Origin of the sequence: uncultured Helicobacter sp., assembly GCF_910577135.1 — a bacterium.
In the GTDB taxonomy this organism is placed as follows: Bacteria; Campylobacterota; Campylobacteria; order Campylobacterales; family Helicobacteraceae; genus Helicobacter_C; species Helicobacter_C mastomyrinus.
In genome coordinates this window covers 160,332-184,955 of the sequence record NZ_CAJTLL010000002.1, presented here as the reverse complement: position 1 = coordinate 184,955, position 24,624 = coordinate 160,332, and the positions used below count along the sequence as shown (strand labels likewise).

The following is a 24,624-nucleotide window of genomic DNA, read 5'->3' as shown; positions in this document are numbered from 1 at the left end:
ATTGGGGACAAAAGAAACCTTAATCCCTATATGAGGGAATTATAAACAATATTTATCGAATCCCTTCCTCTCTGCCATAGTTTTAACCTTCAAATCTTAAATTATCACTTACTAAGTTTCCATCTTTGCTTATTTTTATTTTTCTATAAGATTAAGGTAAGTACAAGCGCACAAGCATTTTAGGTGAATACTTATTTTCCTCTACAAAAAGAATTTTTTGTTGCTCTCAATTGTGGGTATTTTTGTGGCTTCTCCTTGCATCTTCATATCTTATCCAAAAACTTTCCCTTTCCACAGAAAAGTCCCTTTTTTTTCTTTATTATGGAAGTTTTATCCTCTTAATTTTCCCTTCCAGTCTCCCTCATATAAAAGAGAGCCGTAGATTTTGCGGCTTAGGCTTTTCTGCCCCCCCCCCCCTTTTTTTTCTTGGCTAAGAGGGAATAGGTGATAAACATATATTCCCCTAAGAGAGGGAAATAGAGAATCTAATCTTCATAAATTTAAGGAGGTGAAAATTCTGTTGTTGAGGGCTTATAGGGTGGAAATTGTTTTGTAAAAAGTATCATTTATATTATTTTAAAATATAATATAATTCAAAATAATATTCAATAATCTCACTAAAAATGTATAAAATAGTATATAAAATAATATAAATGACAATAAAATGTAAAAAAATTGATTTCAAAAAAAATGATACAATGTTCTTTCCATTCTAAAAAAAAAGGAGTAAAAAATGAAGGATTGGTTAAAAATAGGTTTGCTGTTGCTTTGCTGCTTACATACAGCGGCATTAGCTAATGAGGAGGATGAAAAAAGCGAGAGTGGGAATGAAAAATCTCAATGGACAGATTATCAAAAGGCAAAAGAAATCATCAAAAAGCACCAAGAGTCCATCAATAAAAAGAGTACAGATGAAAAAACAGGATTTCTTGTGGGTACAAGTCTTGGAGGAGGATTACCTTATAGCAATAGCACAACAGGAAGTAGCGATAGTATTAGTTCGTTTGCTGCAACTGCAGGGCTTATGGGAGGTTATCAAAAGTTCCTTAGCCCGCAATCAGGATTTCGCGCTTATCTTAATGTGAATTCAGGTAATGGATTTGCTTCAAGTAAGGGTGCTAATGCTGAACTCGCCACACAAACTTTCATCTTAGTTGCTTTAAACATTGATGCTATGGTAGGTATGAGCATTGGAGAAGATAAAACAAGTAGTCTTGGTTTGATCGGTGTGGGCTTGGATATGCTGTGCTTATGTATAAAGACAATTTTTCTGGACAAGATGGTATAAAAACTGGTCCATTAATTAATGCAGGAGTGTTTTTAAGTGTAGGTAAACATCGCTTTGAAGTCCTTGCCGAAATATTGCCTATAGATTATACTAATGTGCAAACTGATGCAGGTGCTAACACATCTTTCACAAATGTTTTAGGCACATTGGGTTATTCGTATGTATTCTAGCTTAGTTTTTAATTATCGCGCTGTTATATTGCCACGGCGCGTATTCCTCTTCGTGGGGAATGGGCAACATAAATGATTGTAAGCCCCCCCCCGCTTTTTTACATTATGCTTTAATACTCGTAGTAGGCTTGACCTACACACTATTTATTTCAACTACCCTTGCCGTTGCTAAGGATTTGTTCGATAAAACTTTACTTGATAAAGAAAATAGCAGCTTAGCTACAACAGTGTAGAAAATAAATTCTATACTTTGGATATCTCCATATTGACTTTGCAATGTTTTGTCATTTTTTGCTTTCAAACGCAAAATTTAAATTACATATTGTAATGCTACTTTTTGTATCCTACTTTAGAATCCCTATTTTTAGGTATATAGATGTATTTACAAGCAATAAAAGCCGTAAATCTATAAACAAAAAATTTAAATTACATATTGTATTTATAAATTTTTGGTAAAAATACAAAAAAATTCAAAAAGGAGTTATATGAGTAGCATTTTAGGATTCCCACGTATTGGGAAAAATAGAGAGTTAAAAAAGGCGTTGGAGAGCTTTTGGGGCGGGAAGTGTAGTCAGCAGGAATTAGATTCAGTAGCAAAAACACTCCGTGCTAAGCATTGGGAGCTGCAAAAAGGGCTTGATTATGTGTGTGTAAATGATTTTAGCTTTTATGATAATGTATTGGATTTAGCCTATGCGCTTGGGTGCAAACCAGCGAGATTTAAGCACTTAAGCGGTTTAGAGGGGTATTTTGCGATGGCGCGAGGACATAAAGATGGCGTGGCTTGTGAAATGACAAAATGGTTTAACACAAACTATCATTATGTTGTGCCAGAGCTTAGCATTGATGATGAGTATAAAGCCGATGCGACTAGCATTATCGCGCAATACAAAGAAGCAAAGGCGTTGGGCTATAATCCAAAGATTCAGCTCATTGGCGTTTTCACATTTTTTGCTTTGAGTAAGATTATCAAGGGCGAGCCACAAGCGGTATTTAAAAAGCTAAAAAGCGCGTATTTTGACTTAATTGAGCAAATTGCCACGCTTGATTCACAAGTTTTGGTGGAATTTAGTGAGCCTATTTTTGTTAAAGGCTTTAATGCGGGTATCTTTGGCTTGGAGTGTTCTCAAGGGGGAAGTGCGATTGAGTGTATGTATAATAACATCACGCAAAAGGGCATTAAGGCGGTTGTAAGCACATTTTTTGAGCATAGCAACGAGCTAACTGAGATTCTGCTAAAAACCAATATCTATGGCATAGGGCTTGACTTTATCGCAGGAGCAAAGAATATAGAGAGTTTAGAATCTATTGCTAAAAGCGATAAGGTGCTGTATGCGGGGGTGATTGATGGGCGCAATATTTGGGTGGCAGATTTAGAATCTAAACTTGCCCTTTTAGATTCTATAAGCCGCATTGTCCCTAAGGAGCGTATCGTGGTGAGTGCGTCTTGCTCACTCTTACATGTGCCTTTTAGCAAAGAGGGCGAGGATAAGATAGAGGCAGAGATTCTCTCTTGGCTTAGCTTTGCGTGTGAGAAAATACAAGAAATCTGCGTTTTAGAGAATGCCTTTAAGGGCGGGAATGAGGAGGCATTTTTGCAAGAAAATAAGCGCATTAATCTCTTGCGTAAAAATTCTACTAAAACTAATAACGCGGCTATCCGTCAACGTGTAAAAAACTACACACAAAAGCAACGCAAAGAATCTTTTGCAGAGCGCATTAAGATTCAAAAAGCGCATTTTAACTTCCCTATTTTGCCTACTACGACTATTGGCTCATTCCCTCAAACAAGTGAGATTCGCACATTGCGTCAAGGATATAAAAAAGGTGAAATCACTAAGGCACAATATGAGGAGGGCATAAAAACTTATATCAAGGATTGTGTGAAATTCCAAGAGGAGATAGGCATTGATGTACTTGTGCACGGAGAGCCAGAGCGCAATGATATGGTGGAATACTTTGGTGAGCAGCTAGATGGCTTTACATTTAGTGCTAATGCGTGGGTGCAAAGCTATGGAAGCCGCTGCGTGAAGCCACCTATCATTTTTGGGGATATTCATCGTCCTAAACCTATGACAATTGATTGGATAAGCTTTGCTCAAAGCCTCACAAGCAAGGTAATGAAGGGTATGCTCACAGGTCCTGTTACGATTCTTAACTGGAGTTTTGTGCGCGATGATCTGCCACGAAGTGAAGTATGTGAGCAAATCGCGCTTTGTATCGCTGATGAGATTGATGATTTGCAAAAAGCAGGGATTAAAATCATACAAGTTGATGAGGCGGCGTTTAAAGAAGGCTATCCTTTGAGAGGGGAAAATATCAAAGCATACGAGGATTGGGCGCTAGAGTGTTTTAAAACCTCTACTGCCATAGCAGCGGCAGAAACGCAGATTCACACGCATATGTGTTATAGCGATTTTAATGATATTATTAAAACCATTGAAGCCCTTGATGCTGATGTGATAAGTATTGAGACAGCGCGAAGTGGCAATAAACTCCTTAGAATCTTTAAAGAGGTGGGCTATACACACGAAGTAGGACCGGGCGTATATGATATACACAGCCCTAGAATCCCAAGTGTCGTAGAGCTAGAGGCGCAAATCAAAGCCTTGCTTGAAGTGCTACCTAAAGAGCAATTATGGGTAAATCCCGATTGCGGGCTTAAGACAAGAAAATGGGAGGAAGTTAAGCCTAGCTTAGCTAATATCGTTGAAGCCGTGAAAAAAGTGCGCTCTAGCTTGTAGAATCCGCTTTTGAAACACAGCAAGGGGCAGAGATGAATGTAGAATCTGTGATAGAAAAGATTCAATCTAGGCAGTCTTTTTTAAGCTTAGAAATCTCGCCAAGTCTAAGTGCTAGGCTTGGCACGCAGCTTATAGAGCAGCTGCAAGACACGCAAGGTGTTGATGCCTTTGTTTGCACAGATTCGCCTCTAGCGCGATTGAAGCCGTCATCGATTCTAAGCTCTATCAAATTACAGCAAAAATTTAATAAGGTAGTCATCTGCACGCTTGCTATGCGTGATAGGAACTCTATTGCCCTTTGCGGCGATCTTTTAGCCGCTAATGAATTTGGTTTGCGCACCTTTCTAACACTCACGGGCGATAATATTAAGCTTGGGGATTGTGCGGAGGCAAAGGGGGTATTTGAGGATAATGCCTTGAAGCTTGGCTCTATCATCGATGGGCTAAATGCAGGTAAAGCGATAAATGGCAAAATGCTCAAAGAGAGCGTAGATAGAATCTATAATTTTCAAGTCATCAACGCCTATGCAAATAATCCTCAAAGTCTTATTAATAAGATTCATAAAAAGCTAAGCGCTTCTCAAGTTTATGCGCTTTTTACCCAACCGGTATATTCACTAGAGGCAGCGGAGTTTCTGCTCACACATTTAGAAAGGTATAACGCACAGCAAGGCACTGCTTGTGCGCTCATACTTGGATTTTTTCCGGTGATGAGCTACAAGGGGGCAATTTTTTTGCGTGATAAATTGCCCGGGGTGTATATTCCTAATGAATGGGTGCAAAAGCTTGAAAAGGCGCATAATGTGGGTGTAGAGGAGGAGAAAAAGGTAGGCTTAGACATTTCTTTAAATCTCTTTAATGCACTAAAAACTCTACATAATAAATTCCACTTTATGAGTGCTAAACCGAGTTTGTTTAAGGCGTTTGTGCGAGGTTGAGGTATAAAACAAGGCAATTTAGAAGTTTGTCATTTATCTTTTAGGCTATTAGCAAAAATGTGGCATAATGCGCCATTCATTTTTAACAAAAGGAGAAATGATGGGACTTTATGACAGAAATTATATGAGCAATACACACGCTTCAGCAGAGAGTGTTGCCGCTCATGATAGTGCATTGGTAAGGTTTGTGAAAACAACTTACATCTTTTTTGCTGCAAGTTTGTTTTTTGCGTTTATTGGGGCGATGGTAGGTTTTATGAATCTTCAAATGGTGTTTGAAAATCGTATGGTTATTTTCATCGCTGAAATCGCAGCTCTCTTTGGCTTGATGTTTTCTCGCTCTAAACCGGGCTTAAACATCGCTATGCTCTTTATCTTTACAACACTTACAGGTTTGGCTATTACGCCTCTTGTAGCTATGGTAGCACTCAAGGCAGGCGCAGGTGCGGTGGCTATGGCATTTGCGATGAGTACTATCATATTTGGTGTGATGAGCATTTTTGGTATCAAAACACGCAAAGATTTGGCTAATATGGGTAAAATGCTTTTTATTGCATTAATCGTTGTTGCCGTTTGCTCAATCGTTAATATTTTCCTTGGCAGCTCTATGTTTCAAGTGCTTATCTCAAGCGCGGCAGCGATACTCTTTAGCGTATATGTTGCTTATGATACACAAAATATTATCCGTGGTTTATACACAAGCCCTGTTGATGCGGCTATCAGCTTGTATCTTGATTTCTATAATATTTTTGTATCTTTACTTTCACTCATTGGTCTTACCAATAGAGATTAAATATACTGGGAGAATTCTCCCAGTATAGCGCTTCCTCTCTTCTTTTTCTTAAGCTTAGCTATAAACTCTCGATAATACTTACTTTATTATATAAGGTGCTTTATATATCCCTTTGGGAATAAAAAATGCTTTTTGACTACCATATGTGATAGATTAAAAGTGATGAATTTGTAAGCGAAGGAAAGCTATGATTGATACAAAGGCGTTGGTGAATGATTTTGAAGTAATTAGTCAAAAGCTTAGTATTAAAAAAGTAAGCAAAGAATTGCTCAATGAGCTAAAAAATATTACTATTGAGTATAAAACCTGCAAACAAGAGCTTGAGAATCTCCAAGCCTTTCAAAATAAAACCTCCAAACTCTTTGGCACATATAAAAGAGAGCAAAAAGATGTAAGTGAGCTAAAAGCAGCCCTTGATAGTAATAAAATTGCCATCAGCGAAAGAGAATCCACGCTTAACGCCATAGAGGCAAAACTGCAAGATTTTCTCTACACTATCCCTAATTTGCCTGATAGTGCCACTCCTATGGGAGAAGATGAAAATGATAATGTAGAGTTAAGACGCATTCTTACTCCTAAGAGCTTTGACTTTACTCCTAAAGAGCATTGGGAGCTAGGCGTGGCGAATGGTTGGATAGATTTTGAATCTGGTGTGAAACTTGCTAAAAGCCGCTTTTCCGTGCTGCGAGGTATGGGAGCTAGGCTCAATCGAGCGTTGATTAATTTTATGCTAGACTATAATGAAAAAGCCGGATTTGAATCTGTGGTAACGCCTGTGATTGTCAATGCCCGAGCACTCTTTGGCACAGGGCAGTTGCCTAAGTTTGAAAACGATATGTTTAAGGTGGATTCTCAATTTGACGATGAGGAGAGTGAAAATGATTTGTATCTCATCTCCACAGCGGAAATCACGCTTGCCAATCTCTACCAAGATAGCATTATCCCAAGTGAGAATCTCCCTATTATGCTTACTGCGCATACGCCCTGCTTTCGCAAAGAGGCGGGAAGCGCGGGACGTGACACAAGGGGTATGATAAGGCAGCATCAATTTGATAAGGTAGAGCTTGTAGCTATCACGCACCCTAGCCAAAGTGAAGCAATGCAGGAAAAAATGGTGCAAACAGCAGGTGGGATTTTAAGTGCGCTTCATCTCCCTTATCGCTTAGTACAGCTTTGTGGCGGGGATTTGGGTTTTAGCGCGAGTAATACGATTGATATTGAAGTGTGGCTACCCGGGCAAAATTGCTATCGCGAGATTAGCTCTATTTCAAATACGCGGGATTTTCAAGCAAGGAGGGCAAAGATTCGCTATAAAGAAAATGGTAAAAATGCCCTCGCACATACGCTTAATGGCTCATCTTTAGCCGTTGGGCGCACTCTCATTGCGATTATGGAAAATTATCAACAAGCTGATGGGAGTATTGCTATCCCTGAAGTGTTGCAAAAGTATCTCTAGGGGTATGTTATGGCAGATGAAGTAATCAATCTTGATGATGGGACAGAAAACAATAATGCCCCAGATTCTAATGCCAATGACCCAGCCCAAGCAAAAGCTACAGGCTTACTTACAAACTTAAACACGAAATTTCAGCCATTTATTGATGAGATAAAAAATAATAAAATAATGCTGTTTGGGCTTATTGCTATTGGGGCGTTGGTAGTTATTTTTCTTATTTTACTCATCGTTTTGATACTCGTAAGTTCACCTAAGAAAGCCCAAGATGTAGAGAATATCTCACGCAAGATTATTCAGCCAGCACCTATCCTTAGTGAGCAAAAGCGTCCCGAAGTCGATGGAGCGGAACTAGGCAATATGATTAAAAAGGCAAATATTCTCTATGAGCAGGGTGATAAGCTAGAGGCATTGCATTTGTTTGAAAATATTGCTGTGTATTCACAATCTATTGCATATTATAACCTAGGTGTGATTAAGCTTAAAGAGGGGGATTATCAGCAGGCTATTCGTTCATTTGATGGGGCTATTCACGTGGGAGAAGACATTAGCGTGAGCGCCTTTAATGCGGCATATAGCGCATATATGCTTGGTAATATGAATTTGTATGAATATTATTTAGGCATTAGCTCAAGCTATTTGTTCTATGTGGCTAATCAACCCCTTTACTCCTATTTGTATGGCTTATTGGAATATTACAAAGGATTCTATTTTGAATCCCTCTCACCCTTTTTGAACCCAAGCAGCAAAAGTTATGTAAATGAGAGTAAAAAGATGGCTGCAGAGGTATTTTTGATTTTTGGTGATGAGTATAATGCCCTTGCTCAACTCAAGCAAGTGGCGAATAAAGATGATAATTTTGCTATTGCACTTTTACACGCGCGACTTGGGGAATACACTCAAGCGCGGCAATATCTCTATGAGTATCTTGCCTCACACGCAGGCGATCCACAGGCGTTAATGGCATTGCAGCTTATTGAACTCAAAAACAATAATTACAAAGAGAGCGCACTCATTTTGGATAGATTAAATGCAAAAGAGGAAGACGCAAAGGTGTTTGATGTCTATCCTATTAAGGTAAAGTTACGCGATGATTTGTTTGATATTAATCTCGCTCAAGAGAATTTTTGGAATCGTCGCTTTGAGCATAATAAAATCCTAGGTTATAAGATTTTGTTTTATTATGCGCCCTTTTTGGTTTTTGATGCACAAAAGGCACTTGATATTATAGATGATGGAAATCTTAATGCTCACGCAAATAATATTCAAAATGCTAAAAGCACATTGCAAGAGGGGCAGAAAGTCTCACAGATTAATCGCTCAATTGCTCAAGATTTACGCACGTTAGCGCTACGGCAAGATATACGTCAAAGCCTCAAATCTATGGAATCTTCGCTCAAAACCTATCCTAATCACTCTGTTTTGCATTATAATGTGGGGCTGCTCTATGCACAAATGAGTGATTTTGACAATGCATATTTGCATTTTATTCGTGCTTATCATTTGGATTCAAATAATCTTATCGCGGGGATTTTTGCACTTATGTGTGCAGAGCTTACTTATAGAGATACCACGCGCTTAAGTCATTCAATCTCTAGCGATTTAGCAGATATGAACGTTACTAATAAAGTTGAATATCAATTTTTGCTCTCCCTCTTTCGCTATACAAGCGATTCACCCCTTGATTCGCTTGATTGGCTTAGTGATTTGCAAAAGCAAGCCCCCTATGAGCGCAAACCTATCTATTACGCACTTCAGGCAGTTTATGGTATTTATGCTATGAATGAAAAGCAGGTGGTGGGTGCGTTTGAATATTTGAAAAGAATCTATACAAATGATGTTGTGGCGAATACAATGTATGAGCTAGGTAAGCGATTTCGTGTAAATCTTAAAGATGTCGCATTGCAAATGAATGCAATATATAAGGAAAAAAAATTAGATATGCGCTCTATTTATTATGGACCCTCGCTTGCAAGGGAGCTTTATATTTATGTCGGATTTGTAACAGGCTCTTTACACTCTGTCCAAGAAGAATTAGAAGCAAAGGTTATAGCAGAGACACAAACGAGTAATGGTATTTTGCAGGCTTTGGGCTTATCTTATATTTATAGTAATGATTTTGAAAAAGCCTTTGCGATTTATAACTCATTGCTTGACGATTTACACGAAGTAGATTCTCAAACGCGCTTTTTAGCTGCTATCGCTGCAATGGGGGCAAATCGCCACGAGAATGCCGTAGCATTGTTGCAACTTGCTAAGATAGAATCTGCTACGAATTTTGAGGCACGTTATGCTTTGGGCTTACTCTATCAAGAGGGTAAAAATATGAAGGCTGCTGTGCAGCATTATGATAAGATAGCCAATAGTAATTTTGAATCCGAGTTTTTTGATTTTGAGATTGATACGAGTAATTTGCTTCAATCTCCATAATTTCTATACTTATGAGGAGACTATTTTATCTCCCCAGCAGCCTTTTTAGGCGTGAATATGGCTTCTGCTTGCCTTTGTGTAAGCGAGATGGCAAAAATATCTTTATAAAATTGCTGCGTTTGGGCTAAAAGTGCCTTGTTATCTGCATATTGCGGGTAATTATGCTGATAGAGCCATAATAAAACAATAGGCAAATCTAAGCTAGGAGCAAAGGGACGATAAGAGCCAAGAGGGAATTTATACACCCTTTTATTCTGCACTGCAAGAAGTGGCTGCCAGAGGGGATTATTAAGCAAATCACTTGGCAAAAGTGTATTAAAATTATTAAGATAGATAATATCAGGATTAAGCCTATATGCCTCTTCAAGCGTCATTTTCACAATGCCCTTATCCTGCAAAACATTTTCCGCTCCGCTATTTTGCAACAAAGAGTTAGCGAAGATTCCACCCGCTGAAAACGATTGATAATTATCAAAATGATGAATGATTAAGGCTCTAGGCTTGTTTTTTTCTCCTTGTAATGCCTCATCAAGCCGCTTTTGAATCCCCTGCGTATAGTCTAAAAATCGTCCCGCCACCTCCTCCTTGTCTAAAATAGGCGCAAGAAGCGTGAGCCAACCTTTAATGCTTTGATATGAGTCATATCCCCACGCGCTCACACTTACCTCTATGGTGGGAATCCCACTTTTTTTCATCGCTTGACATAGCTTTGTGTTTGCATTATGGCAGATAAACAAATCAGGCTTTAAGAGCAATAGCTCCTCTATATTTTCATTCTCTCCATCTTTGATATGCGCGATTTGGGGGAAAAGCTCTAGCATAAAGGACGCTTTTAGCGCGTTTTTACTTGCCTTTGGCATATACACAATGCTTTTAGCACTATGTTCTAAGAGCATAATCACAGAGGGCAGGGGCCACATACCTCCAACGATGACAATACGTGAGGGCTTTTTAGCGATAGTAGTCTTATAGCCTTTGTCATCTATATGTGTATAGGGATATGCCGCCCACGCACTCGCGCAAAGCATTAAAGCAGCAAGATATGCAATAAACTTCATAGATTCCCTTTTGTGCGTAAAATATCTTCCTCCACCCATTGCATAAAGGCGTCAAAAAACGGCTCTGTTGTAGGCATAAAGCCCTGCCCTAAGTGAAATTCAGGATCAAGTGAAGTGATATATAAGTTTCCCTTAAATGAAGTATCTTTATAGATAATGCTCTCATCAAGTTCATTTATGAGAATCTTTTGGGCATTTTGAGGTGGGTAGAATGCCCCGTGGCAATGCCATTTCGCCACACTCACAGGGATTTTGCTAAATAATCCTTGAGTGGTTTTCTCCTCTGTTTTTTCTCCATTGACATCAAGCGCATATAAGGGCATATTCGCCCCATCAATGAGCCACCACCAGAAATTCACTTCATAATCTTTCCATATTACATTAGGCAGATAATCCCCCATAATCTCCCCAAAAGAGATGATATGCCCTCCATTTTGCAGATAGTCTAAAAATTTTTGTTTATGCGGGTTAAGGTATTTTACATTCAATCTTGAAGCAAGGACGATGTAATCAAAATCATTGAAATTGAGTGAATCTAAATGCAAAAAATGACAACGTTTGCTAAAGAAATGCGCGTATTTTGCATTTTTATTACTGAAAAAATACCGATGGAACGAGCCTCCGCCTGTGATAATGGCATTTTTAAGCTCTGGGCGTGAGAGGCTTTGCTTACTTTTATCTGCTTTAAAGTTAAGATAAGATTCTACAGGAATGCGTGATACATCATCGTTATTTGGATATTGTGTTGCCTTTTGCCTTAGGGCTTTGTAGTCCTTTTTTTGCAAGGTTTGCAAAAGCCATTTGAGGAGATTAAGCCCCATTTTTCTTGCTGTGGTGTTATCAAATAGCCCAAAGCTTAGCAAATCCGCATTTGCGGTTAGGAGCATCACGCCATTGGTAGAATCTGCATCGATATAGCCCACACATCGCCCCTCATTATCGCTTAATATCCACTCGATACTATCAGGCAGCTCACTCACATCAAAATACCCACGATTGAAAAAGCCCTTAACGCCCATGCGGTAGTTTATATCATACTTCCTCACACCTTCAAAAATGATATTTGCACTTTGGCTTTTCTCAAACTTCACCACTCGCTTAACGATAGGCATAGCACTTTGTATATAGCCACTGCTATGGGGTAAAATGCGCTCAAAATCGCTCATAAATGACAGCACCACGCCACCAGATTGCAAATAATGTAAAATCTTATCTCTAAAGAGGCTCAAAAAATATTCATCAATCCCGATAGGCAGCACAATAGAGCAAAACTCAAGCAAATTTATATCTTTAAAATCTTCATAGAGATTCACATATTCTAAAATATGCCGATACAAGAAATGCTCACTCAAACTTTGGCTTTTCAAGCTCCCTGTGTCAATATAGGCAATTTTGCCAAAAGCATTGAGTTCTTTATGTTGATAAAAAGCCTCTAATTTGTGGTTTTCCTCTGCATTACAGGAATCTATCATCGCACCCATTTTTTCTCCTTTTGTGTTGTTTTAAGAATCTTGGAAATTCTATTGCGTTTTTTTTCTTTTTCAATACAATAACCGCTCTTAATTTTAATTTTTACTTAAAAGGACGCATAATGAAAGCCACAATTCCCAATTTTACATATATCTATGCTACTTTACTTTTTTGCACATTTGGTTTTACACAAGAGAATAATATGCAAGATTCAAAAATCAGTAATGAGAATGAAAATATACAAAATGTGAAACTTGAAAAGTCTGTTATCAAGGCGCAAGTCTCTTCAAGTGAGTTGCCACTAGAGTTTCAAAGTAAGCAAATCAGTATTGTTGATAGCAATACATTGCTAGAATCGAGCACGGGTAATATCCAAAGTGTGCTAGAAAATGTCCCGGGCATTTTGTATTCCCGCTCTGGTGGGATTAATGGGCAGATTACATTCCGTGGGCAAAATAGTAATAATCAACGCTCCATCATAATGATTGATGGAGTGCGCTTCTCTGGACGCTCTACTTTAGAGTTTAATACCCTAGATCCTTATGCTTTTGAGAGTATAGAAGTTTTGCGCGGTGCGGCTAGCTCACTTTGGGGGAGTGATGCGCAAAATGGCGTGATTAACTTCCGCTCTCGCACGTCAAATTACAATATCGGGGGCGAGTCTTTCAAAGCCACAGCGAGAATCCGAGCTTTAGAGTATGGTAGTGTGAATAATCTCTTTGGCGGGAGGGCAGAGATATTAGGCGGAGGCTGGGATATGCTTATTGGCTTTGGAGCAAAGACTGCGAGTGATTACAGCACACCCATCACCGAAAATGGCAGCAACAAGGCGAAAAACTCATCTTTTAACTACTATGGCATAGATTTTAACATCGGCTATACAAAGAATGCCACACGTTATTACACACAAGGGCGTATCACAAGGATAGAATCTCATCGCGCAGGAGGTTATGGCGCAGCTCCGGGAAGCTCTTATGGAATCTATATGAGCGAAAATCCTATAAGTGAATATTATCTCCGCATTGGCGCGAAGTCTTATAATCTAAGCTTTGCAGATTCTATGGAGAGTTATTTGTACTATCGCCATTGGGATACGGATATTTGGAATAATCGCAGTGCATTTAATAATGGCGCAAATATCCACCAAAAAGTTTATGATAATAATTATTTTGGCGGAAGGCTTATCTATAATAGTGTGATAGGGAAGCATAGTCTCGCTTATGGCGTGGAGTTTGAAAGTACTATCTCACCCACACAAGTGCGACAGATTAATCTTGGGAGCGGTGCTGCCAATACGACCAATCGTCCCAGCACCAGCACAGACTTTGCCATCTTTGCAAAAGATGATTATAGCGCGACAAATAATTGGATACTCTCTGCCTCTTTGCGCGGGGATTATGTGCTAAGCACTATTTCCAAAACCCGCTCAAGCACGGAAAATACACAGATTGCAGGAGGGAACAATCAAGCTAGTTATATAGAATCCGCAAAACTCTTAGATGAAAATAGCATTATCCACAATGGCGCAATCACAGGTGCGCTTGGCTCTGTGCTATTTTTTAATGATTATGTGAGCAATGTGATCAATATCTCGCATAATTTCAAAGCCCCAGCCGCAGGCACTCGTATGCAAACCACTCCCGGAGGCAACTCTTCGCTTACATTAGCAAATCCGCTCATTAAACCAGAGTATTCACAAAGCGCGGAATTTGGCTTTAGAATCCAAAGTGATAATCACTTTGTCTCATTAATAGGATTCTTTACTTACTATCAAGATATGCTGACCCTTAGCACCTATCAAAATGCTAACATTACAAATGTTACAAATTTGTATCGCTATGAGAATGTGGGACGAGCATATATCACCGGAGCGGAGCTAGAGGGCAGACATAGCTTTTTTGATGATGTGTTTGTGATACGTTATGCAGGAGCGTATAACTATGGGCAAAATATCACTGATAAAAAGCCTATTGCCTATCTTGCACCACTTTATGGGCAGGTTTCTTTTGATTTAAACTTCCGCAAATGGCATTTACACTGGACGCAAAGAGCCTATGGAACAAAAACGCGCATAGATGTGGGTGAAGAGCGCAAGACTACGGCTTATACGATGAGTGATATCTATGTGGGATTAAAGCTAGGGGGCTTTAGCGCGAGGGCGCAAGATATGGAGCTTTTAGTAGGGGTGAGTAATCTCTTTGATAGTATAGGGCGCAATCCTGTGGTGGTGCAAAGCATAAATCATAATATCGCGCTTACCAATCCGCTTGTTGAGCCCGGTAGAAATGTATTTGTGAAATATATTTGGAATTACTAATGAATCTTGTTAAGCCTTTGGTGTTATATAGTGGCGAGATTCTTATTATTGCGCTTGTGGGGAGTTTTTGCTTAAGTGTGGGGCGATATAATATCTCCTTTATTGATGTGCTATATTGCCTTGTAGGACAAGGCGATGAGACACAGAGTAATATTATCTTCTCCTTTCGTCTGCCTCGCATTATTTTAGCCATTGTCATAGGAGCGGGGCTTAGTGCGGCGGGAGTGGCATTTCAAAGTCTGTTTAGGAATCCTCTAGCCACGCCTGATATTTTGGGCGTTACAAGCGGAGTGAGCTTTGGCGCGGTGCTTGGGCTGCTGCTAGGGTTAAGTATAGGCTATATTAGCTTTGTAGGCTTTATCTTTGGCTTAGCTTCTTTAGCCTTAGTCGTGCTGATAGGCTATAACAAAAATATGCCCTATGAAACTACAAGTATGATTCTAAGCGGGATTATCATCGGCGCGTTGTTTCAAAGCTTGATTGGCATTTGCAAATATGTAGCTGACCCGCAGGATACTTTGCCTAGCATTACTTATTGGCTTTTAGGCTCATTAGATACTTCGCTAGATACGTATGTGATATGGAGTTTAGTGGGTATTATGCTGGGGATAGGCGTAATTTTTATCTTGCGCTGGAAGCTTAATCTCTTAATGCTGCAAGATGATGAGGCGATTTCTCTAGGTGTGAATCTACCTCTCTTGCGCGTTTTAAGCATATTTGCAAGCACGATGATTGTTGCCTGTGCGATTAGTGTATGTGGTGTGATAGGCTGGATAGGGCTGCTTGTGCCACATATCGCAAGGCTTATAGTAGGCAATGATACAAGCAAGATTGTGCCTTTGAGTTTGTTTATAGGGGCGTTATTTTTAGTTGTGGTGGATACATTCTCGCGCACGATGTCTGCTTCACAGATTCCCATCTCTATCCTTACTTCGCTTTTTGGTGCGCCATTTTTTATCTACATCTTGCGTAAAAGTAAAAGGAGCTAATAATATGCTTAGGATTGATAATGCCTCATTTTATAGAATCTACAAGGGCAAAAAGCAGGAGATTCTAAGAAACATTAACTGCACTCTGCAGGAGGGAGAGGTGTTAAGCATTCTAGGGCGCAATGGTGCGGGAAAGACGACATTGCTCAAATGTATGGTAGGGCTGCTCAAATGGAGCGCGGGGGAAAGTCTGCTTATGGGTAAGGCTTTAGGGCATTATACACACAAGGAGATGTGGAAGATTATCTCCTATGTGCCACAGGCAAAGACTTATAGCTTTGACATGAAAGTGCTTGATATGGTGGCTCTTGAGTGTAATCCTTTTGTGGGTATTAAGCCTAAGGCAAAGCACTTTGAAGATTCTCTAGCGATGTTAGATGAGCTGAAGCTATCTCATTTAGCGCAAAAGTGGTGCCTAGCCTTAAGTGGCGGAGAGCTGCAAATGGTGCTTTTCGCCCGTGCGTTAGTCAAAAAGCCTCGCGTATTGATTTTAGATGAGCCTGAATCTAACCTTGATTTTTTCAATCAAAAGACAATATGCGATACTCTCAAGCAATGCTCCCAAAATGGCGTAAGCGTGATTTTAAACACACATTTTCCCTCTCACGCGCGATTTCTCTCACATAAGGCAATTTTACTCCACAAAATCGATGATAGCTTTCATAGCTCTACAAATGCGACCTTTGGAGACGCAAAAGCACTTTTAAGCGAATCTGCTCTAAGTGCCCTATATAATGTGCGCCTCCACTTAAGCCTACAGCAAGATGAATATGTGTTAAGAATCTAGTGTGGATTATAATCTTTGGAATCTTGTAAAATTTAAGGCAGGATGGGTAAGAGAAAGTGAATTAAACTCTTATCCTTGGAGGATATTAGCGGAAGAGATTTTCAAGCACCATACCGCACTCTAGCATAAGTGCATAATCCTTACTTGCGGGTTGTGTAAGAGAAGAGGAATGTATATAGGACTTATTATTGAGTAATGTGCCATTAAGACGCACATAAAAATCTGTCCTCTTACTATAAGGGCTACTACGTTTGAAGAGTAGCCCAATAGAAGCGTCGATTCTATAGCTTCCATCAAGGCTAGGTGCCATAGATTCAAAGTCTTCACCCATATAACGTCTAGCAACAAATGGAGCTATGCCTAAATTTGCCTCAAATGCTAAACGCTCTGTAAGAGTGGTGCGATTAAATAGAGAAGGACCTACAGATACATAGCCCGCTGTAAATCCTCCCTTTTCATACTGGCTAAAACGATAGCCCTCAATTCGTGGTGCAAGATAAATAAAAAAGAGCCTATCTCTCTCGTCAAGTTTTAACCCAATATGTGCTGCCACAGAGCTAAAGAAATAGGCTTTACTCTCTTTGTGAGTGCTAGAGTCGGCATAAGATGTAAAGATAGGACGTGTAAAACCCACTAGAGTATCAACAGCCAAATACAATCTTTGCCAATGATATCCAGAATATATAGAAAGATAAGCACCTGTGTTGTGCGCTTGAGACAATGGAGATTTAAGGCTGCTATAATGTGCACCTATACCTAGGCGGTCATCATCACAATAACTTGTATTGCAGGTGTAGGCAAGAGCATTGCCTACAAGAAGCAAGAAGACAAAAAGGGTTTTACCCATAGCTTAAAGCCTAACGCTTACATACCAATCGTTACAATTTCCCTTAAAAATGCAGTTGTAACCCATCAACAAGAAATCCCACACCAAGAGAAGCAAGAAAGCCCTGTCCTTGGGTATTGTGCATTTCCTCTTGGGTTAGCACAATAGCATTGACATTATGGGATATGAAGAGCGCTTTCATATCCTCTTGTGTTAAGTTAATATTTTGCTCACTTTTTTGCGCAGATTCTATTGCGCTTAATGAAGTAAGTCCTAGAACTAAAAAACCTAAAGCTATCTTTTTCATAATTCACCTCCATAGAAAAAGTTATTGCTATTCCAAAAATGACGAAATAAATGGTTTAATCATTACGTTTTGCAACTTAAAGTTTTGTAAAATATTTTTTCTCTCATAATTTATAAAGCGATTTGTTTTGATTGATTATTGCTTTTTTCTTTGTTTGTGGGCTTGTGGGGTGATTATTTCTGCTTATCATTATAAAGATTAATACATTCTTTTTGCATTAGCGAGAGTTTGCAAAACTCAAAACAATCTAGAGAACAAAAGAGTAAGCCAATTCATTTAAGTAAAATGAAAAATATTCTAAAATAGAGATTACCTCTCTACCCTTTAGGCTTATTCTATTACGCCTTTGCTATTGTAGCTTCGTGTGAAGTCAAATCTCCACTTTGTGCAATTTTTTATACTAAAGTGTAAGCAAACAGATACAGAATCTTTATACTATATTTTGCTAAAACTCATCGTATTCCCTAATGCAGCTTATTTATGTGTAAAGTAGTAACAATATAGGCTAAGATGACATATATTAGCCTCCTCTTAATCAAAAAAAAAAAAAAACAAATTTGATGTACTCTCATACCAGCAAGGCTTAGCAAGATTCTTGCATAAGATTTCACATAAGGAGAGAGAATGAAAAAATATTTATGTTATTAAGTTTGTTGTGTGTTGGCACATTGGGTGCGAAGGAGAGTGGCTTATTTATTGGCGGTATGCTTGGGAGCTGCCTTAATGGATACACGATAGAAAATCATTATTATGGCGGGTTTTATGGCATTGATTTTCAAGTCCCTGAAGACGAAGGTAAAGATATTGATAATACAACGAGTTATGACTTCCTCTATGGCTTACGTGTGGGCTATAATGCTATGTTTAGCCAAAGACAAGGGTCAAGATTCTACGCCATCTTGCATTCTGGAAGCTACACAGCCATTGACTATAAGGCGTAAAATACTCAAGTGGTTGCTAATATTGATTATATGCTCTTTTTTAGCAATAAACCTAATGCGTGGGGAGTGTTTGTCGGTGGGGGTTATGGCTTTAGCTTTGGCGATTTTGCTTCATTGATTAAAAAATTTGACAAGCATACTACACAGCCTTATTTTGTGAATTTTGGTGTGATTAAACAGCTCTCACAAAAAGCTTCTTTGGAGCTAGGGGTGAAACTCTCGCCAATAGATTATGTTAAGTGGGTTGCCTCTACTTCTACAAATGCCACACGCCCCACAGAACCCTGGGGTACTTATGTTAACCTTGATGTTACGCACAGCATCAAGATACCGGCTATTTTATATTTTGCCTTTGACTATCAATTCTAATTCTTATAGAATCTTGCTCCTTTGGGTGAGATTCTATCATTCTACAAGCATAATCCATAGAGATAATCTTTAAGCTATGGGTTGATTGCTGCTTTTAACAATAATGTGATTTGTCTTGCTTAGGCTTATGCCTCAAAGAGATGGTGCATATCTTTAGCAATACTGCTTAAAAAAAGTGGCGTATAGGGCGAATTGTGCGCGATGAGTTTGCAAAATGCTATCATATCTTGCTTATTAGCTAGGCATTCTATACATATTTTAAGAATCTGCGGCGCATAGTCTTTAGGAATGTGCTTTGGGGCGTGTGAAGGGGACGTAAAATGCTTGTGGATTCTATGCACGAGGGGTTTATTGCTAATCTCTACAATCATAGAATCTATAGGCATTTTAAAAAACATCAAGGATTCGTTAGGGTGCAAAGAGAGATAAATCGTATCTACGCCAAAGATTTTTGTGCTATACGAATCAAACAAATACAAACTTTTATTGTAGTTATCCTCAAAGCTTTCCAGCATAAGCTCCAAAATAGCCAATCGCTCCTTAATGCTGTAAATATTACCAATGGGGGAGAATGTAAAGCGAAGCAAGGATTCTATACTATACCACTCTGTGCTTACAAAGCTATGTTCTAGCATTAGCTCGTAGCGCATTTGTCGTAAATGTGCGGCGTGTGCGGAATGCCCGAATTTATAAGGAAAGGTAACGACTTTATCGCGATAAGCAGGGGAGGGGAAACGCGGGTGTATCACAAAGCGGCGCTTAGATTCTTTGTCTAAAATATACTCTAGACTTCCTTCATAGCCTTTGTCGATGATTCTAATCTCACTTTTTGGAATCTGTGTTAGCAATGCGAAAAACTCCTCATTATCGCAATCTTTATCCCAAATACGTTGGGGATAGCGGAAAAAATGCGTAATACTATCTAGCACATCTTTTGAAGGCTCTTTGTTCACGCTTTTGTCAATCCATGAAGTGAGTGTGCGTCTGTCTTTACCAATAATTTGCGCAAAACGTGAAACGCTAAAGTTGGAGCGCTCATAAATGATAAGCAGACGTTCTAATATGCTAAGTGCCATACTTTATCCTTGGTTTTTAAAGTAATGCTGTTCTTTAATATGTATTAATATACTAAAATTTTTATAAAATAAGAAATATAATCAAGGAGAGGGATAGCTTCCTCTATTTTTTAGTGAGATATGCGGACTACATCTTTTTGCGATAAAAGATATTAAAAGCATTAAAGTAAAAATATTTTTTGAGATATTTAAATATCAAAAAAACAACCCATCGTTTTTGGCACAAACAAGATTTTAAAATTGCTTATTCACAAGTGAGGTATATCCTCACTTGTATAAAATTAATTGCACGATAGTGCCTCCTCTTAAAGCGTTGTCGGGGTGGGGGATTTTTAAGGGGGAGGGAGCGACTTCGCATTTGTGTGAAACACTAATCCACACTTGCAAATTTAAGCCCCTCCCCCTTAATAGAAAAAGAATCTCAACAAAGTAGTGTTTGTAAAAAATCAAACAAAAACCATCAATATTTCAATGCAAACAAACACAATTTTATTTGCATTATTATATAGAATCCCTACAAAGCATAAGGAGGCTATATGCCAATTTTGCGCACGACTATTCTAAAGAGTGGTGGGAGGATAAGCAATGTGAGTATTGAGGAAGTTACAAGCCCACCTAGAACGACAATAGCTAGGGGTTTTTGCACTTCGCTTCCCACACCAGAAGAGAGCAGCATAGGCACAAGCCCAAATCCTGCGATAAATGCCGTCATTAGCACCGGACGTAATCGCCGCTTTGCCCCAATTACAATCGTATCATCAAGGCTATATCCCTCTTTAAGTAGTTGCAAGAAATAGCCCACCATCACTACGCCATTGAGAACGGCAATACCAAAAAGTGCGATAAAGCCCACAGAAGCAGGGACAGAAATATATTCCCCCGATAAAAAGAGTGAGATAAGCCCACCAGTAACGGCAAAGGGAATATTGAGCAAAATCAGCAAAGAGAGAGAGACGGATTTAAGGGTAAAAAAGAGAATGAAAAATATAGCTAAAATACTAAGTGGAATAACGGTAGAGAATCGTTTATTAGCGCGCTGTTGATTCTCAAACTGCCCTCCATAGACAATAGAGTAACCCTCTGGCAGCTCTACTTGTGCGGCAATTTTTTGCTTTGCTTCCTCGACAAACCCGCCCAAATCGCGCCCTATCACATTGCTTCGCACGACACTATAGCGCTTAGACTGCTCCCTTTGAATCTGCACGGGTCCATCGACTTCTTTAATGTTTGCTACCGAGCTAATAGGCACAGGATTCCCATCTAATGAACTCATTTGCAGGCTTTTAAGCTTGGTAATATCCGAGGCAATATCGGCATCTTGACGAATGATAACGGGGATTCTTGCAAAGCCCTGTGGGATATATGTAACAATAATGCCCTCAAGGCTAGAGCGCATAAATTTGGTAAGCTCATCGCTTGAAATACCTGTGCTTGCCATTACGGAGTGCTGGGGCGTTACATAAAGATAATTTACCCCTTTATTAAGTGTGGTGAAGACTTCAGCCGAGCCTTGAATGTTTTTGAGAACATTTACAATTTGTGTGCTTAGCTCGTTGAGCTTTTCAATCTCTAAGCCAAAGATTTTGATGGCTAAATCACCCCGAACACCGGTAAGCATTTCGGAAATCCTCATATCAATAGGCTGCACAAGGGCAATATTCATACCCTTAAAATCACTCACTACATCGCGGATTTTATCCTCTATCTCCTCCATATTTTTTGCTTGCCATTGCTCTTTAGGTTTAAAGGATATAAACGCATCGCTTTGGTTGAATCCTGCAGGGTCTAGCCCCACTTCATCAGCACCTGTGCGTGTTACAACGCTTTTAATCTCTGACACCCTCTCTAGCAATTCTTTTTGTATAAGTAACATCATATCGCGGCTTTGCTCTAGCGAGATAGAGGGGCTAGATTCAATATTGAGTACTAAATTGCCTTCTTGCAGGGTAGGCATAAAGGCACTTCCTATAAATGGGAAGAGAGAGAAGCTTAAAATAAGGAAGCCTGCCGCTCCACAAAGCAAAATTTTTGTCTTTGTGAGGGCAAAATGCAGCATAGGAGCGTAGATTCTATGAAAGAATTGTGTAACTTTGGTTTCGTGATGTGATGTGGCTTTTAACACAAATGAGCTAATTACAGGAATAACGGTCATAGAGAGTATGAGTGAGCCAAGCAGGGCAAATACAATCGTTTGAGCAAGTGGGACAAAGAACTTGCCCTCTAACCCCTCAAGAGTGAGAATAGGGACAAAAAAGACGATGATAATAAGGATTCCGCTAAAAACAGATACGGAGATTTCCTTACAGGCGCGATAAATCGTGTGGAGCTTATGTGAGTTTTTAGCTAAACTTAGTTTTTCAAAGGCATTTTCAACGGTAACCACAGCAGAATCTACCAAGATTCCCACTGCAATAGCTAAACCCCCAAGACTCATAAGATTTGCCGAAATGCCATAATAGCGCATCATCACAAAAGCCACAGCAATAGCAAGAGGCAGGATAACGCTCACAGCCACAGCTGCGCGGACATCTCCTAGAAACAAAAAGAGCAAAACCACAATCAAAATAATAGCCTCTGCAAGTGTTTTAATCACATTATTCACAGCTTTTTGTGTCAGCTCTGAGCGGTCATAGAATACACGCATTTCTAGATTCTCTGGTAATTCTGCTTTTAACTCCTCCATTTTGACTTTTATATCTTTAATCGCATCACGTGAATTTGCCCCTTTAAGCGATAGCACTAAGCCTTGTGTGGTCTCACCCTTGCCATCAATGGTAGTGAGCCCAAGGCGTGTCATATGATGCTCTACCACATCGCAAAAGTTACCTATCTGCGTATAGCCATATTTTGTAATAATAGGGATACTTTTGATTTGCTGGATATCCATCGCGCCTGTTTGAATCTTCACAATAAAGCTCTCCTCATCGCGTGATACCCGCCCAGCGCCATCATTTTTGAGATTCGCATCAAGTACTTCTTCTAAATTGCTAATAGTGATCCCAAGTCGTGCCATATCATCAAAATCTGGCACGACTACAATCGCCTTAGCATACCCGCCTAAGCGGTTAATATCCGCCACGCCTTTGATATTGCGCAATGCCGGGCGAATAGTGAAATCAAGGAGTTGGCGCTTTTGCACCTCGCTTATAGAGCCATCGCTTTCAAGAGTGAACATAAACATATCGCTTAGTGGCGTTACAATAGGGACTAAGCTGCCGCTTACGCCTGAGGGCAAATCGCCCATAGTGGTAGAGAGCTTTTCATTGACCATATTACGCGCGAGATAAATATCTGTGCCATCATTAAAATCAATAGTAATATCGGCAATGCCGTATTTTGAGAGGCTGCGCAAACTCTTTTGATTAGGCAAACCAAGTAATTCTAGCTCTAAAGGACGCACAACGCGATTTTCTACCTCTTCTGGCGCCATACCCGGGGCTTTGAGGACGATTTTTACCTGTGTGGAGGAGACATCAGGGAAAGCATCAATGGGAATGGTAAAAAATGAATACACACCAAATATAAAAAGCATAATTGCACTCAAGATAACAATCATACGTTGGCGGAGGGCAGATTCAATAATTTTAGATAGCATTACTCTCTCCCAAGTCCGTCCATTATGCCTTTAAGACTAATGATATTGCCTGTGGCAATCTTGTTTTGATTAGTTAATCCTTTAGGGTTAATCACAAAGCTACTATCGCGCTCTTCAACGACTTCTATTTTGGTAGGTTTAAAGCCCTTAGCACTTTGGACAAACACAAGGTAGTCATTGCCATTTTTGATAACAGCCGATGAAGGGATGAGAATCGTCCCCTTAGGCAGTAATCCATCGATATATACCTCTAGCATTTCACCCACTTTGAGATTGGTATTGCGGATATTTGCCGTAGCAAGAATGGTATTTGAGATTTTATCTATCACCACGGATAAGGTTTCAATCTCACCGATTCTGTTGCCATTATCATCAAAGACAGGAGCACCTTTTTGGATATGATGCGAGAGGTGGAGGGGGATTTTAATACGTCCTAGGAGATTATTGCTCATATTATCGGTATTTTTTGAGATTCTCACATAAGGGGTAAAGGCTTCGATTTTCTCACCGCTTTGCTTTGGAGCCACGGATAGAATCCCTGAAGCCTTTGCCACCACAGGGAAGCCGTATTTGCCTTGAGAGCCATTTTTGATAAAGTTAGGGTCGATGCCGAGTAAATCAAGCTTTGATTTAATCTCATTAAGTTTTAAGCGCAATTCATTCATTGTAAGATAGCTTAATTGATATTCGCGCTTGGAGATCACTCCTGCTTTATAAAGCGATTTGTCTTTAGCTTCATTTTCAGCGGCAATTTTTAATCGCTCCTGCGTATTGGTAAGCTCAAAAAAGAGTGCACTTAGCTCATTTGAGCTAATATCACAGATTAAATCTCCTTTTTGGACGAGTTCGCCCTCACGTTTGTAGATATTTACAACAATGGTTTCAAAACTTGAGCTTTGTGTGGTAGAGCTTTTATCATCAAAGTCAATGAGAGCGTTAAATGGCACACCCTTGGTGTTAAAGGCTTGATTAAGGGGAATCATTTTAATACCATTTTTGCTAATTTCCTCAAGTGAAATGACAATCTCTTCAAAGCAGAGGGCAAATTGCATAAAGATGAAGGGAGCAAACCA

The 24,624-nt window shown here is 39.5% G+C and carries 18 protein-coding genes; 11 read left to right on the top strand and 7 right to left on the bottom strand.

Translation table 11 applies throughout. The annotated features are described in order from the left end of the window. The first annotated feature begins 733 nt into the window (after positions 1-733). The 6 genes from QZ289_RS01885 (at position 734) to QZ289_RS01860 (ending at position 9,816) form a co-directional block, all read left to right on the top strand. Positions 734-1,288, top strand: a complete 555-nt coding sequence (locus QZ289_RS01885; protein WP_295698596.1) for a hypothetical protein — start codon at positions 734-736, stop codon at positions 1,286-1,288. A 655-nt stretch (positions 1,289-1,943) separates the two neighbouring features. After that, the gene (gene metE / locus QZ289_RS01880) at positions 1,944-4,202 is read left to right on the top strand and encodes a 5-methyltetrahydropteroyltriglutamate--homocysteine S-methyltransferase (protein WP_295698595.1); all 2,259 of its coding nucleotides are present in this window, start codon (positions 1,944-1,946) and stop codon (positions 4,200-4,202) included. A 32-nt stretch (positions 4,203-4,234) separates the two neighbouring features. Next, entirely contained in the window at positions 4,235-5,140 is a 906-nt protein-coding gene (locus QZ289_RS01875) for a methylenetetrahydrofolate reductase (RefSeq protein ID WP_295698593.1), read from the top strand. Positions 5,141-5,240: 100 nt separating this feature from the next. Continuing rightward, positions 5,241-5,933, top strand: a complete 693-nt coding sequence (locus tag QZ289_RS01870; RefSeq protein ID WP_295698591.1) for a Bax inhibitor-1/YccA family protein — start codon at positions 5,241-5,243, stop codon at positions 5,931-5,933. A gap of 187 nt (positions 5,934-6,120) precedes the next feature. Next, complete coding sequence (gene serS, locus QZ289_RS01865) at positions 6,121-7,389, top strand: serine--tRNA ligase (RefSeq protein ID WP_295698588.1); 1,269 nt, start codon at positions 6,121-6,123, stop codon at positions 7,387-7,389. Between the two features lie 9 nt (positions 7,390-7,398). After that, complete coding sequence (locus tag QZ289_RS01860) at positions 7,399-9,816, top strand: tetratricopeptide repeat protein (RefSeq protein WP_295698587.1); 2,418 nt, start codon at positions 7,399-7,401, stop codon at positions 9,814-9,816. Between the two features lie 20 nt (positions 9,817-9,836). Here the strand turns inward: QZ289_RS01860 and QZ289_RS01855 are convergent, their stop codons facing one another. Both QZ289_RS01855 and QZ289_RS01850 read right to left on the bottom strand, forming a co-directional pair. Further along, positions 9,837-10,874, bottom strand: coding sequence for an ABC transporter substrate-binding protein (locus QZ289_RS01855; RefSeq protein WP_295698585.1), 1,038 nt, complete (start codon positions 10,872-10,874; stop codon positions 9,837-9,839). Then, a complete protein-coding gene (locus QZ289_RS01850; RefSeq protein ID WP_295698583.1) occupies positions 10,871-12,355 on the bottom strand; it encodes a hypothetical protein in 1,485 nt (494 codons plus the stop codon). Before QZ289_RS01850 ends, QZ289_RS01855 begins: the two co-directional genes overlap by 4 nt. Positions 12,356-12,465: 110 nt before the next feature. On the opposite strand from QZ289_RS01850, the gene QZ289_RS01845 reads away from it, so the two are divergent. From QZ289_RS01845 to QZ289_RS01835, 3 genes are read left to right on the top strand one after another with little or no spacing between them, the layout of a single operon-like run. Next, entirely contained in the window at positions 12,466-14,661 is a 2,196-nt protein-coding gene (locus QZ289_RS01845; RefSeq protein WP_295698581.1) for a TonB-dependent receptor, read from the top strand. After that, on the top strand, positions 14,661-15,650 hold the full coding sequence (locus QZ289_RS01840; protein ID WP_295698578.1) for an iron ABC transporter permease: 990 nt from the start codon (positions 14,661-14,663) through the stop codon (positions 15,648-15,650). Before QZ289_RS01845 ends, QZ289_RS01840 begins: the two co-directional genes overlap by 1 nt. A gap of 4 nt (positions 15,651-15,654) precedes the next feature. Then, entirely contained in the window at positions 15,655-16,437 is a 783-nt protein-coding gene (locus QZ289_RS01835; RefSeq protein ID WP_295698575.1) for an ABC transporter ATP-binding protein, read from the top strand. 85 nt (positions 16,438-16,522) lie between these two features. On the opposite strand, the gene QZ289_RS01830 is transcribed toward QZ289_RS01835, so the two are convergent. Then, positions 16,523-17,284: a hypothetical protein gene (locus QZ289_RS01830; protein WP_295698573.1), complete on the bottom strand. Its 762-nt coding sequence runs from the start codon at positions 17,282-17,284 to the stop codon at positions 16,523-16,525. A gap of 43 nt (positions 17,285-17,327) precedes the next feature. Further along, positions 17,328-17,570, bottom strand: coding sequence for a hypothetical protein (locus QZ289_RS01825; protein ID WP_295698570.1), 243 nt, complete (start codon positions 17,568-17,570; stop codon positions 17,328-17,330). A 638-nt stretch (positions 17,571-18,208) separates the two neighbouring features. Here QZ289_RS01825 and QZ289_RS01820 point away from each other — a divergent pair. After that, complete coding sequence (locus QZ289_RS01820; RefSeq protein ID WP_295698568.1) at positions 18,209-18,511, top strand: hypothetical protein; 303 nt, start codon at positions 18,209-18,211, stop codon at positions 18,509-18,511. A 9-nt stretch (positions 18,512-18,520) separates the two neighbouring features. Further along, positions 18,521-18,880, top strand: coding sequence for a hypothetical protein (locus QZ289_RS01815; RefSeq protein WP_295698567.1), 360 nt, complete (start codon positions 18,521-18,523; stop codon positions 18,878-18,880). 125 nt (positions 18,881-19,005) lie between these two features. Here QZ289_RS01815 and QZ289_RS01810 read toward each other — a convergent pair whose 3' ends face one another. The 3 genes from QZ289_RS01810 to QZ289_RS01800 all read right to left on the bottom strand — a co-directional run bounded on the left by QZ289_RS01810 (position 19,006) and on the right by QZ289_RS01800 (position 24,603). After that, positions 19,006-19,956, bottom strand: coding sequence for a hypothetical protein (locus QZ289_RS01810; protein ID WP_295698565.1), 951 nt, complete (start codon positions 19,954-19,956; stop codon positions 19,006-19,008). 532 nt (positions 19,957-20,488) lie between these two features. Further along, positions 20,489-23,551 carry an efflux RND transporter permease subunit gene (locus tag QZ289_RS01805; RefSeq protein ID WP_295698561.1) on the bottom strand — a complete coding sequence of 1,021 codons (3,063 nt, stop codon included), beginning with the start codon at positions 23,549-23,551 and terminating at the stop codon, positions 20,489-20,491. Then, positions 23,551-24,603 (bottom strand): efflux RND transporter periplasmic adaptor subunit, encoded by a 1,053-nt coding sequence (locus QZ289_RS01800; RefSeq protein ID WP_295698611.1) that lies wholly within the window; start codon positions 24,601-24,603, stop codon positions 23,551-23,553. The genes QZ289_RS01805 and QZ289_RS01800 overlap by 1 nt, the downstream gene beginning before the upstream one ends. Between the last annotated feature and the right edge of the window lie 21 nt (positions 24,604-24,624).

What these genes read in the sequence shown, in the direction of transcription:
- QZ289_RS01885 (WP_295698596.1), top strand. Translation starts at nt 734, where the DNA reads ATGAAGGATTGGTTAAAAATAGGTTTGCTGTTGCTTTGCTGCTTACAT.
- metE (WP_295698595.1), top strand. Translation starts at nt 1,944, where the DNA reads ATGAGTAGCATTTTAGGATTCCCACGTATTGGGAAAAATAGAGAGTTA.
- QZ289_RS01875 (WP_295698593.1), top strand. Translation starts at nt 4,235, where the DNA reads ATGAATGTAGAATCTGTGATAGAAAAGATTCAATCTAGGCAGTCTTTT.
- QZ289_RS01870 (WP_295698591.1), top strand. Translation starts at nt 5,241, where the DNA reads ATGGGACTTTATGACAGAAATTATATGAGCAATACACACGCTTCAGCA.
- serS (WP_295698588.1), top strand. Translation starts at nt 6,121, where the DNA reads ATGATTGATACAAAGGCGTTGGTGAATGATTTTGAAGTAATTAGTCAA.
- QZ289_RS01860 (WP_295698587.1), top strand. Translation starts at nt 7,399, where the DNA reads ATGGCAGATGAAGTAATCAATCTTGATGATGGGACAGAAAACAATAAT.
- QZ289_RS01855 (WP_295698585.1), bottom strand. Translation starts at nt 10,874, where the DNA reads ATGAAGTTTATTGCATATCTTGCTGCTTTAATGCTTTGCGCGAGTGCG.
- QZ289_RS01850 (WP_295698583.1), bottom strand. Translation starts at nt 12,355, where the DNA reads ATGGGTGCGATGATAGATTCCTGTAATGCAGAGGAAAACCACAAATTA.
- QZ289_RS01845 (WP_295698581.1), top strand. Translation starts at nt 12,466, where the DNA reads ATGAAAGCCACAATTCCCAATTTTACATATATCTATGCTACTTTACTT.
- QZ289_RS01840 (WP_295698578.1), top strand. Translation starts at nt 14,661, where the DNA reads ATGAATCTTGTTAAGCCTTTGGTGTTATATAGTGGCGAGATTCTTATT.
- QZ289_RS01835 (WP_295698575.1), top strand. Translation starts at nt 15,655, where the DNA reads ATGCTTAGGATTGATAATGCCTCATTTTATAGAATCTACAAGGGCAAA.
- QZ289_RS01830 (WP_295698573.1), bottom strand. Translation starts at nt 17,284, where the DNA reads ATGGGTAAAACCCTTTTTGTCTTCTTGCTTCTTGTAGGCAATGCTCTT.
- QZ289_RS01825 (WP_295698570.1), bottom strand. Translation starts at nt 17,570, where the DNA reads ATGAAAAAGATAGCTTTAGGTTTTTTAGTTCTAGGACTTACTTCATTA.
- QZ289_RS01820 (WP_295698568.1), top strand. Translation starts at nt 18,209, where the DNA reads ATGTTATTAAGTTTGTTGTGTGTTGGCACATTGGGTGCGAAGGAGAGT.
- QZ289_RS01810 (WP_295698565.1), bottom strand. Translation starts at nt 19,956, where the DNA reads ATGGCACTTAGCATATTAGAACGTCTGCTTATCATTTATGAGCGCTCC.
- QZ289_RS01805 (WP_295698561.1), bottom strand. Translation starts at nt 23,551, where the DNA reads ATGCTATCTAAAATTATTGAATCTGCCCTCCGCCAACGTATGATTGTT.
- QZ289_RS01800 (WP_295698611.1), bottom strand. Translation starts at nt 24,603, where the DNA reads ATGCAATTTGCCCTCTGCTTTGAAGAGATTGTCATTTCACTTGAGGAA.